This is a genomic window from Lawsonibacter sp. LCP25S3_E2, from assembly GCF_052117285.1.
In the GTDB taxonomy this organism is placed as follows: Bacteria; Bacillota; Clostridia; order Oscillospirales; family Oscillospiraceae; genus Lawsonibacter.
In genome coordinates this window covers 1-10,809 of the sequence record NZ_JBQKJL010000032.1, presented here as the reverse complement: position 1 = coordinate 10,809, position 10,809 = coordinate 1, and the positions used below count along the sequence as shown (strand labels likewise).

The following is a 10,809-nucleotide window of genomic DNA, read 5'->3' as shown; positions in this document are numbered from 1 at the left end:
TCGCCGGTAGGCACTGCCCGGACTGACCGGCTTCTCCGGGCAGAGCAGATCAGGGAAGATCCATTCCGTCAGGGCGGACTTTTTTCGCTCCCGCAGAAGCTGGGCTGTGCTCGACGGGAGCAGGATGGTCCGACTTCCCGCATAGGTCTTGGTCATGCCCTCCTCCACGCCGCCGCCCTTTCTGGCGTGGATCGTGCGGCATATGTTTAAGGTTCCGGCCTCTTCATCAAAATCTGACCACTTGAGGCCGCACAGTTCCCCTCTCCGCAGGCCGGTAGTCAGTTCCGTGAGGAAGAAGTCCCGCCAGATCCAGTCTTGTTTGACCACCGCTTTGAATGTGTCCAACTGCTCCTGGTTGAGAATACTTTTTGTTCCCCTAACAATCTTTGGCGGCGTAACCCCATCGGCAGGATTGGCAGGGAGCAGCCCGTTTTCAGCGGCGGTTCTCAGGGCGTGGTGGATGATATTATGGACGTTGTGGACGGTGGTCGGGCTCAGCCCGGCCTCATGATTTCCGCCTTTCATCCGTCCTCGCTTCAAAAGAGTTTGATAGAGGGAACGCAAATCAGCCCCAGTGACCTTCCTCAGCGGCTTTTCTCCCAAGTGCGGCTTGACATGGTTATTCAAATCTCTTTGATATCCATCCAGCGTACTCTCCCGAATGGTCCCTTTGATATATTCCTCTAACCACTTGTCCAGCCATTGGGACAGGGTCATGCTGCTCTCCTCGGTCAGATCCACGCCCTGATAGGCGTTGATGTTCTGCCGGAGCTTGGCGGTCAGCTCCTTTTGGGTGTCTGCGTAGATATACCGGAAGATGGAATCTCCGTTCTCTTTATGACCAATCACAATGCGCCCTTCCCAGCGGCCGTCCTCCCGTTTGCGCACCATGCCGTCCCCGGATGGCCTGCGCTTTCCCATACGCTCACTCCTCCTCTCCTATTTGGCGGCGGACACGCTCTGTCTCCTCCTCGTCGAAGGAGTACAGACCGTCTGCCTCCAATTCCTTGCTCAGTCCCCAGGCCAGTTTGAATCCGGCAGTGAAGCTGGCCAGGGAGGTCTCCTCCCGCAGGAGGTTTTGGGTATCCACCAGGTGCATGAGCCTGCGCCGCTGCAGCTTGTCCAGGCAGTCCTGCACTTCCCGCCGGGTGCTCTCGATATCTTCTTCCAACTCACGGAAGTCCGGCTCCCGGTAGAACCGCTGGTGCAGGGCCCTCATGTAGTCGTTCATGTGTGCCGCCTCCTTTGCAGCAACACACAATACCGAACTACGCAGAGAATAGCTAGGGCTTTTGACCACAATTATCAAATTGTTATCAATTTCCCTGACCCATTTCCGCATGGCCCTTATCATTGTTAACACTGTGCTATTTTTGCTTGCGCTTACTTACCAACGATCCATGGTCATGCCGCCCCGACTTTGTGTCTCTTCATGGTCATCCGGCTTATGCCCCATAGCAATACGCTTCTGCTGCAACTTCCGCCGGTACTTCCGATCTGCCTGCTGACTTGTCGGAGGGCCGGGTGGGATGGAGTTGTCCTGGAAAATTCGGCCCATGTGGTGGAGCAGGTTTGTGACAGCAAGGAGTACATTGGGCCTGTGGCTGTCGTTGAAGTGATCCAGAAGGAACTGCGCATACTCGTTTCCTTGAAAGGCAGACTCTGAGAGCCAGCTGTACGCCTGCTCCCAGTCCTGCGGCACTTCTTCCCCCATCAGATATAGCTTACCCAGCGTGTACTGAGCGTACTGGTTCCCCTGTTCGGCAGATTGAGTCAGATACTCCAGCGCCTTAGCCACATCCTTTGGCATCTGCTCTCCCTGGAGATAGAGCTTACCAAGCTGGTATGCTGCATACGAATTGCTCTGCTCTGCCGCTTTCTCATACCAGGAGACCGCTTCATCGATTCTCTTCTGGCTTTGCAGCAGCTTTCCCAGCGCGTACTGGGAGAAGTCGTGACCAGCTTCAGCGCCACGTTGGAACCACAGCTCCGCTTTCTCGTCATCCGGAAGAACACCAAGGCCGTCCCGCCAGCACTTGCCCAGCTGATGCGCGGCAATGGTGAAGCCTGCGTCCCAGAGCCGCTCCAGCACTTGCACCTGTTCCGCTTTTTCTTCCTCTGTGTTTTCATAGACCGAAAGGATTTCTTTCGCGTTCTGATAGGTCTCCACCATCTCCCACTGGGATGACCAGGCGTGAAGCACGGCGTTCTGATCTTCATCCACCTCATCGTTCATCTGCGTATCCTCAAAGGTGAACACACCCAGCTGAATATTGTCCGCTTCCCGGATGACCATGTTCTTGATGGCTTTGAACTCCTGTTGTTGAGACAGCGGTTTGTGTTCTCTTGGCGTATCCTTGTAGTACCGCTCCAGTTCATCCCGCAGCCGGTTCCAGTGCTCATAGCACTCTGCCACTTCCGGGAGCTTGGCAAGCTCATCCACGATGGCATCCACCTGGGCTTTCACTGGCTTTTTCAAATAGCTGTACACCTTTTTGCCTTTCACTTCCGACAACATTGCAGACAGCATTTCCATCTGCTCCGCAATGACCGGACTGTCACATAGGCCGGACTTCATTTCTCGAATGAGTTGCCCCATGGCTTCCGTAGCGGTGTCCCGTACCTCTTGATAGGAGATATCCTTTTGCTGATACAGGGACAGCAACTCGTCCTGAAAAATGTCATTGGACAGTTGAGAGCGCATCTGCTCAATGCCGCGCTCGGTCAGGTAACCCTGCTTTGGATCATTGGACCATGCCATCATGTGAATATGCGGATGGTACTTTTCATCGTGGAAGGCAGCGCACCAGCGAAAGCTGCTGGGCGGAATTTTCATCGCCGTTGCCAATTCTGTCTGGTGAGCCAGCAGCAATCTACGCCAGCTATCACCGTTTTCGTAACCCAGCCGCACAGCATCTTCTCGCTTTAGGGAATAGACGAAGGTCCATACCGGACCAGCGTGTGCATTGATCTCTTCCATGGTTTGATTCAGATCCGCAGCACCGTCTGCAGTGAACAGACCATGAGAACGAGGACGCTCGGCCATATATTCCAGGTAGCCACTCACCGCAGGTTCAATCATTTCTACGCCATCCCGTGTGGCAATGTACTCGGCATAACATCCACCGCCGCTGCCCGGCTTGATATAACCGGACTTTTGAATAAGACCGTTCATTCGGTAATCTCCTTCTGGAACCGGAACGCATCCTCGAAATTAATTTTCCCATTGGTCTCTTTCACATTTTTTACACAGCGGACCCGGAGCTTTTGCAGCTTGTCCAGATCTATATTGCTCAGGTAGGCAACCAGGTTCGCCATGATATCCTGGTCCACCGCCTGCTTGAACAGTAGGTGGCCCACGCGTTTTCCGAAGGCTCCTAACTTTCCCTCCAGCACATCAGAGAGGACACGGGGCAGGTAGGCGTCTGCATGCTGCGTATCCAGGTATCCGGAGTAGAACCGGACGGCCTTTTCAATGTACTCACTCTGGCTTTTGCAGTTGTCCTGTTTGTAGTGAGTTTCCACTTCTTTCTTAGCCTCCGGCGTGATCCAGAGGGCAAACTTCTCTTTTCCGATGACCATGCTTAAAACCTCCTTTTGTCGTAGGAACGCCCTGAAATAACTTGCAATTCGTTGGTTTTATGCCGGGGCAACACCCTAATGGGAAAAAATTTGTTTTCGGAACGCCCCCCGTCCTCCCCTGAAACTGCCCGCACTGCGGGCAGTTGTGGCTCTGCCGAGGGGCACATGACCCCGGCAGTTTCTCCTGCTCCGCTTCCCCAAACCGCCTTGCGCTCTTCTTCAGGCCCGGCGGCGGCCCAAATTTGCTTTGAAATCCTTGGCGGACAGGGATCCGCTCAGACCCGAACGCGGGCACATAGCGCCTTACAGCGGGCTACGAAGGGGATTCTTGCACTATTGCTGCATGAGCGTCCGTTCTTCCAATCGAAGCATCTGCTGCTGGTAACAATGGTCCATGGCCGCTTGGATCGGTAGGATGGTGTACAGGTTGTTACCATTTCGTTTCACCCCCTGTCTGTCAATGTAGGTCGTATTCTCCACCGTGATGAACTTTCTGTCCACCAGCTTTGCGATGTGCTTCATCACAGTAGCCACCGTAAGATGCACAGCTTCCGAGATGGTGCGGTAGCTCGGATGACATTGATGCGTGCGGCGGTCTTCGCAGTAGAGCAGATAGGCATAGACTGTGATCGCACCGTGGCCGGTATTCAGAAAGAACAGTTCATTGGGCAGAGAGAAAAAATATTTACTGGCATTCTTGAACATGGGAACTCCGTTTTCATTGGTCAGTCCGCGATGGTTCAGTTGATCGAGCTGCTCCATGGCCATATCCACACTCATGTGCAGTTGGACTGCGATCTCATCCGCTCCTGGTACCGCAAAATTTTTGCAGTGCGTATGGAGATAGCAGAGATAGGCAAGGATAGCAAACCCCTGTGGCTTCAGTTCCCACTTCCAAACATCATTTGGCATTTGGAAGCGGCATTGTTTGGAATCACGCAGACGGAAAAGTGTATTCATTTGCAGTTCCCTCCCTCCGTGTGTTCAGTCACCCATCGGATGAACTGTTCCTTGGGCACCACCATGCGGCTCCCGATGCGCAGCACCGGGAATCCTGGTTCATGCATTAACTCATACGCACTGGACGGTGATACGCCCAGCACCTGCGCCACCATTTCCGAATTGAGAAACAGCGGCAGATCATCATAGCTTTTGTAGACAGATTTTTTCATGTATCATTACCTCCGATTGACTTATTTGATTCTATCTGATACGATGGTAACAAAGCTCAAACAAGAGTTCAATGGTTTCAGGGCAGGTTGGGTAAATCCCAAAAGTCTATCGGCTACAAACAGGAGGCCACATGAAAAACGAGCCACTTGATACAGAGGATATTTTTACGGATGCAGTAGATGCTTTTACGGCACTCTTCTACAGCGACCGCATTTTTATTGGTGAACGTGAATATCCAATTGGGCAGTGTATGGTGGACATTTTGAACTTGGAGGAGTCGGAATTGCTTCGGCTCGATCAAAGTCTGCTGGATGTTTATCACGCCATACAATCTGTGTGGCAGGAAGACACACAGGAATCCGTGGAACGAGCACAGAAAAAACTACAGGAAGTTTGGCTTCTAGTGTCCGCACTTCCGGTCTATCGGGATCTGAATATTGACTGGTCACAGCCACTTTTTCAAAACGCTGACCTGCTGGAAACATTTTGGGGTGGGATTCGTTATCTGCCCAGTGAAGCTAGAGCAGAAATAGAAATGCGTTTGCGTAGCATAGTAGGTATAACGGAAATCTTGCGTGTGTTTCGAAAACAGATTTCTCTGATGCTGGACAGTTACTTTGAACCCTTGGAGCGGAGAAATTCCGAGGCCTACGCAGTAGGCGTTTTTCAGTTTTATAGCGACATGATGACAGCCAAGGTTGTAAACCATGATGAGGAGCCTTTCGATCACTGCTTCCCTCTCAAAGTAGCTTTTGTACCCATGATGTCTCCCACGGGTGAGGACAAAATTATTTTGGTTGAGCAGACGGAGTTCCCTGGCTTGATTAGCTTTTTGGAAGTGGAGTTCTACCGAGGGCTGGCTGTGGGGAATGTGCCGCGCCGCTGCCACAACTGCGGAAAATATTTTCTCCTGACCGCAGGCTACAACACCTGCTACTGCAACAACATTGCTCCAGGTGAGACAGAGCGCACCTGCCGGAAGGTAGGCGCGCACCGGAAGGAGGCCCAGGGTAAGGCGAACCGCACTCCGGCCCAGGTGGAATACGACCGCACCTATAACCGTTTGAAGCAGAGGAAGAACCGTAGAAAGATTAGTGTGGATGAGTGGAACTCTTCTGTAGCTAGAGCACAGGACTTGCTAAGGCGCTCTGAATGCGGTGAGTTAAGTGACATGGGATTAAAAAAACAGCTAGAAAGTCTGTAACAAAATATAGGCCGGCAGGAACTATCCTGCCGGCCACATTAATTGTGCACGAAACGTATTTCTTTATTATACACTGTATCAAAATTGTTTTGCTCTCGCTACCTATCAAATTATGATATGAACTGTCTCAAAAATCCAATAGTGTAAAATAATTATGCCCAGAGGTTCTAGGCGAACGGTTTCTCTGGAAAACGGTCTATAAAATCACTATGTTGTGTAAGTATCCAGCCGCTTGCTTATCGCAGCGCGTGCGTTTGAATCGCCGCTTCCGCCACAGCTTTGGCAACACGGTCTGTAACTCGATTATCAAATGCGGATGGAATGATATATTCTGCACGCAATTCATTGTCAGCTACAACACTGGCAATTGCGTTTGCCGCAGCCATTTTCATGTCGTAGTTAATATTACGCGCTCCGACATCCAGTGCTCCTCGGAAGATTCCCGGAAAAGCCAGCACATTGTTGATCTGATTGGGATAATCGCTTCGTCCTGTACCAAACACGCTTACGCCGCTTGCCATAGCTAGATCATAAGCGATCTCCGGCTCCGGGTTGGCCATTGCGAAGACGATGGGATCCTTTGCCATAGTCGCCACCATCTCCGGCGTCAGTACATTTGCCACGGAGACCCCGATGAAAACATCTGCGCCGTTCACTGCGTCGGCGAGAGTTCCTGTTCGCTGTTCCAGATTCGTAATATCACAAAGATCGCGCTTACCCAAACGTAAGCGTCACCGTCGGCTCGTCAATGGTGTTATATCCTTCCTCAATCTCCAAGCTCATCTCGATTTCCTGGATATCTGAGGCTGAGGTGATTTTGTTTTCCTCCAAAGAAGATTCCCTCAGCTGGATGACCATGGCCGCGGACATTTCATTTGCCAGACTCTGACCGGAGAAGGAGTAGTCGGTCATGAAACCGTTCACTGAGAGAGAGTCATAGGCATCCGCTATGGTGAGCGTCTTCCCGCTATTGTTTTCTGCCAACAGGAGCACATGCAAATCAGAGCTGTAATCAGAGGGATCCTCCATCATGCCCTTCAGAACGATTTTCAGTCCGTTGCTGTTGTAAACCTCAGTCCCCCTCCCATCGAACGAGGCGCTCACATCAGGGAGAACGACTTCTACCGGAGTTTCCGCCGCAATTTCCGCGCCGTCCTCATTGCGTTGGGCCAGGGAGAGGGAGATTGTACCCACCTGAGTGATACCATATCCTTCCCAATATACCGGGTCCAGCACAGCCGAAAGATCCACATCCACAACGCAGCGTTTGCCGGGGTTTATGGCATTGTTGGACCAGATGGAGTCATTCACCAGCAGGCCGTTGATGGCAATTTCCGATGTAGACAGGTACACCATGCTGTCGGACTTGTTCTCCAGTTCCAGAAACAAGGCGGTCTCTCCGTCACGGTTCCGGATTACTCCACTGGAGAGCAGCTTCACACCGTTTTGGTCATAGGGGATATCCTGAGAAAAATACAGCATCTCATACCCATAGGTGCCCATGGCGGCTTTGCTGGTGATAGCCTCCTGGTAGTGGTCAGTCGCGTAGTCGTAGGTGTCGAAAGCGGATGTCTTCAGCTGCCGCGGGCCGGAGTAGGTGTGGTTGTAGTCATCGTCAGACATATCAAAGCCAATTTCCATGTCTGCAATCTCGTTGATGCCATAGAGCATCAGAGTGTCATAGCTGAAGCTGATGGTGTCATTGGCCTTTTTCCCGTTTGCCACATCGCAGTTCAGATAGCCCTCGTTCACCATGCACCCATTGATGGAATTGCAACTGTATCCCAGGGAACCGCTGATAAAGGACAGGTCTTTTCCGCTGTTATTTTCGATGGTCAGCGCCAAATCCACGGAGTAGGCCGTATAGGTCAGGCTGGTAGCGGTAATCTTCACGCCGCCTTCATCCACCAGAACGGTCTCGGCCAGAGTGGCGTTCACATTGAACGGGCCCAGGGACTCATCCGACTGCCCTGGAGTGTTGTCGGTGGCTGCGTTCCCCGAGACGCCGCTCCCGGCCTGGGGCGGCTCTTTCCCGGAAGCGTCAGGTGCGGCAGAATTGCCGCAGGCGGCCAGCGATGCCAGAAGGGCGATGGCTGACAACACGGATAGAAATCTTGCTTTCATGGTGTATCCTCCTTGTGTCTTGTTTCATAGGCGGGATGCAATGTTCGAAAGACCCGCTGACCGCTACAGCATGGCGATATGTTCTTTTGCCTGCTGAATCAGCTCCAGCAGGTGGGTATGTTCTGCTTCCAGCTTCTCCACCTGAGCCTGCAGTACCGATTTCTTCACAGAATCAGGTGCATCCAAAAGATTTTTGATCTCTTTCAGCGAAAAACCCATCTGCTGATAAAACCGGACGAGCCGAATGCGCTCCCGTTCCGACTCGCCGTAGAGCAGATACCCGTATTTATTTTTTCCGGAAGGGATCACCAGCGCTGCTTTTTCGTAACCCTGTACAGCCCGCCGGGATACGCCCAACTCGGCGCACGTCTGGCGCAATGTCTGATCTGTCTTCATCTCCTCCTCACCGTAAAACTGCACGCTGCGTGCAGTCAAGGGCTTTGCACGAAAATCGCATCCCGTAACAGAGCTTGCAAATTTCGCGTGGACCCAGGGTGATGGAAAAACTGCATTTGGAAAGATGGATGGTGCAGATGATGCTTGAATGCGCTGCCAAGGTAATCTGTTCACTGTTTTACCGATGTTGCATATACAAGGCACTTCACAAATAGAGGAGAATATTCTATAATATGGTCGAAAAATGCCTGTGAGGAGCAACTTGGCCAATCAGTGATTGAGGCCAATATCAAATCCGAGTTCAGGAGGATGACCATGAAGATTTTTTTTGCTGTTTTGGGCATATGTATTGCACTTGTTGCAATGTTTTATCTTTTTGTACTGGTTACAGCGTGGGTGTGATCGAAGAGAGGGAGAGAGCGTATGGTTAAGGTTTGGAAGACTGCTTCTAGCGCCATTGCTGCTTTGCTTGCAATTGTGCTGATATTTGGTAGTGGGTACTTGTTGGGAAAATATTATGGAAACCGAGGCGAAGTGTTCGAAGAAAAGGATTCGGGGGGATTCGATTTAAAATTGCCGGGGGAACAAGAGGTACGAGTTGTTACGGTAGACGAAGTTGAAATGCGGCTTGTTGAGATAGGCCAATTATCTACCTACTCTGGCGAGTATTCCGTGACAAAGTCCGCTGACTTTACAAGGCATATCATCGATAATATTGCGATACCAGGGACTACAAATACGATTCGAATCGAATGTCAGGGTCTCGTAAAAGTCGGATATGATATGGAGAGCATCACACCGACCGTTGACAATGAAAGCCAAAAAATCTACATTGCCCTGCCGGAAGCCAAGGTTCTTGATAACTATATTATTTGGGATACAGTAAATTGTTCAGAAAACAACACCATACTGAATCCCATTGATTTTTCTCAATATCAAACTCTTATTTCTGAAATTGAGGCACAAGGACTGGCACAGGCTGAGAACGATGGTATTTATGACAAGGCAGAAGAGCACATAAAATTCCTTGTTCAAACCTTCCTTTCCGGTTTTGATGAATACACTATCGTTTTTTTATGATTTTGATGATGGGTTAAGGTCCGGTCTTGATTGAGAGGCTGTGAAAATAAAACGGCACCCGGATGTATCACCAGGTGCCGCTATATCGTCAGTATGTATTAGGGTTCCAAAAGAAATGGTCTGAATGTCTGGACTATCCGTCCATGGATACGCGATAGAACCGGTCAAATAGCCCTCCGAACTCCACTTCGATGATATGTTCGCCATCCAATGACGAATCAAGATAGCTGACGAGGCGCCTATAATAACCACTCACCGCCTGACCATGGCTGGTCATCTGCTGGAGCGCCGCCATAACCGGCTCCAGGCCAACTCCCAGCGCTGCTATCCTGGAAATGGGCAGTTTCGAATAGGGCTGCATGGTCAATTCACAGTCAACGGCGGCTGGTGCCAGTTCCGCAACGGTCATAGCCTTGAGAATGGCTTCTCTGTCCATCTTACTCCCTTCCATAATTTTACATACTTTGACATTCATTATATGAAAAATTATGAAAGGCGGCAATGCCTTTTCTTTGTTATACACTGTACTAAAATCAACCGGGACATGGTCAAGCAACCATTGACAGACCGATTGTCCAAGATAAAGGCTTGAGATATGTATCTGCTTCTTGATGGTGGGCACCTGTACTATCATCGCTCCGGCAGAGTGGAAGTTGACCACACAACAAGCCACAGACAGGGGTGGAGCAGCCGGAATAACCGCCTCTTAAAAGTGTTAGAAACCAATCTTTTCGGAGCGAAAATAACCACAAATAAGCGAAAAATATTGAAAAAAATTAAAAACCGGCGTTGACGTGCGGGAGGTCACAGGTTCAAGTCCTGTATCGTCCACCAGAGTAACCGCTATTTTCGCAAGGAAATAGCGGTTTTTCTAACTTTTTTGTCCACTTTCCTTTGTGCTGCATTTCGTCCAATCTTTTTTGACCACACAACAGCCACAGACAGGAAAAATCGCCGCCCTCCGGAAGTACCTTTTCCGGAGGGCGGTTTTCTGTGTTCAGCCTGCTTTTTTCCCGGCCCGAAGGGGTGCCAGCTCTCTTTTCATCTCCTGAATCAGCTCTGTCAGCTTTTGCTCACATTCTTCCTCCGTAGGCGCGTAGACATTCCGGGCGATGCGCTTTCCATGGACCTTTGGGGAGTACCGCCCCTCCCAGAGGTGGTCATTGATCTGGGTAATGCACCCGGTACCCGGCTTGCGGTACTTTCCCTTGATTGCTTGGAAGTCCGTTGTTTTCGGTCTCTTCTGATGT

11 protein-coding genes and 2 pseudogenes are annotated in these 10,809 nt (G+C 50.8%); 2 read left to right on the top strand and 11 right to left on the bottom strand.

All coding sequences use genetic code 11. From position 1 onward, the window contains the following. From ACTQ3R_RS15810 to ACTQ3R_RS15785, 6 genes are all read right to left on the bottom strand, one after another. Positions 1-921 (bottom strand): tyrosine-type recombinase/integrase (locus ACTQ3R_RS15810; RefSeq protein ID WP_441780141.1); only part of this gene is annotated, 921 nt, incomplete at its 3' end. 4 nt (positions 922-925) lie between these two features. After that, positions 926-1,231 (bottom strand): hypothetical protein, encoded by a 306-nt coding sequence (locus tag ACTQ3R_RS15805; protein WP_441780140.1) that lies wholly within the window; start codon positions 1,229-1,231, stop codon positions 926-928. Between the two features lie 156 nt (positions 1,232-1,387). Continuing rightward, complete coding sequence (mobP3, locus tag ACTQ3R_RS15800; protein ID WP_441780139.1) at positions 1,388-3,175, bottom strand: MobP3 family relaxase; 1,788 nt, start codon at positions 3,173-3,175, stop codon at positions 1,388-1,390. Beyond that, a complete protein-coding gene (locus tag ACTQ3R_RS15795; protein WP_441780138.1) occupies positions 3,172-3,582 on the bottom strand; it encodes a hypothetical protein in 411 nt (136 codons plus the stop codon). Before ACTQ3R_RS15795 ends, mobP3 begins: the two co-directional genes overlap by 4 nt. 333 nt (positions 3,583-3,915) lie before the next feature. Continuing rightward, a complete protein-coding gene (locus tag ACTQ3R_RS15790; protein ID WP_441780137.1) occupies positions 3,916-4,542 on the bottom strand; it encodes a helix-turn-helix domain-containing protein in 627 nt (208 codons plus the stop codon). Next, positions 4,539-4,754, bottom strand: coding sequence for a helix-turn-helix domain-containing protein (locus ACTQ3R_RS15785; protein WP_441780136.1), 216 nt, complete (start codon positions 4,752-4,754; stop codon positions 4,539-4,541). The genes ACTQ3R_RS15790 and ACTQ3R_RS15785 overlap by 4 nt, the downstream gene beginning before the upstream one ends. A 131-nt stretch (positions 4,755-4,885) precedes the next feature. On the opposite strand from ACTQ3R_RS15785, the gene ACTQ3R_RS15780 reads away from it, so the two are divergent. Next, the gene (locus tag ACTQ3R_RS15780; RefSeq protein WP_441780135.1) at positions 4,886-5,959 is read left to right on the top strand and encodes a DUF6076 domain-containing protein; all 1,074 of its coding nucleotides are present in this window, start codon (positions 4,886-4,888) and stop codon (positions 5,957-5,959) included. Between the two features lie 236 nt (positions 5,960-6,195). Here ACTQ3R_RS15780 and ACTQ3R_RS15775 read toward each other — a convergent pair. The 3 genes and pseudogenes from ACTQ3R_RS15775 to ACTQ3R_RS15765 form a co-directional block, all read right to left on the bottom strand. Next, positions 6,196-6,675, bottom strand: a pseudogene (locus tag ACTQ3R_RS15775) (malic enzyme-like NAD(P)-binding protein); the annotation flags it as partial. Next, positions 6,674-8,083, bottom strand: coding sequence for a catabolite control protein A (locus tag ACTQ3R_RS15770; RefSeq protein WP_441780134.1), 1,410 nt, complete (start codon positions 8,081-8,083; stop codon positions 6,674-6,676). The gene ACTQ3R_RS15770 and the pseudogene ACTQ3R_RS15775, both read right to left, overlap by 2 nt. A 63-nt stretch (positions 8,084-8,146) precedes the next feature. Then, complete coding sequence (locus ACTQ3R_RS15765) at positions 8,147-8,479, bottom strand: MerR family transcriptional regulator (protein ID WP_441780133.1); 333 nt, start codon at positions 8,477-8,479, stop codon at positions 8,147-8,149. A 423-nt stretch (positions 8,480-8,902) separates the two neighbouring features. On the opposite strand from ACTQ3R_RS15765, the gene ACTQ3R_RS15760 reads away from it, so the two are divergent. Then, positions 8,903-9,559 carry a DUF4230 domain-containing protein gene (locus ACTQ3R_RS15760; protein WP_441780132.1) on the top strand — a complete coding sequence of 219 codons (657 nt, stop codon included), beginning with the start codon at positions 8,903-8,905 and terminating at the stop codon, positions 9,557-9,559. Positions 9,560-9,692: 133 nt separating this feature from the next. Here ACTQ3R_RS15760 and ACTQ3R_RS15755 read toward each other — a convergent pair whose 3' ends face one another. Next, a complete protein-coding gene (locus ACTQ3R_RS15755) occupies positions 9,693-10,181 on the bottom strand; it encodes a hypothetical protein (RefSeq protein ID WP_441780131.1) in 489 nt (162 codons plus the stop codon). 375 nt (positions 10,182-10,556) lie between these two features. After that, a pseudogene (locus tag ACTQ3R_RS15750) lies at positions 10,557-10,809 on the bottom strand (tyrosine-type recombinase/integrase); the annotation flags it as partial.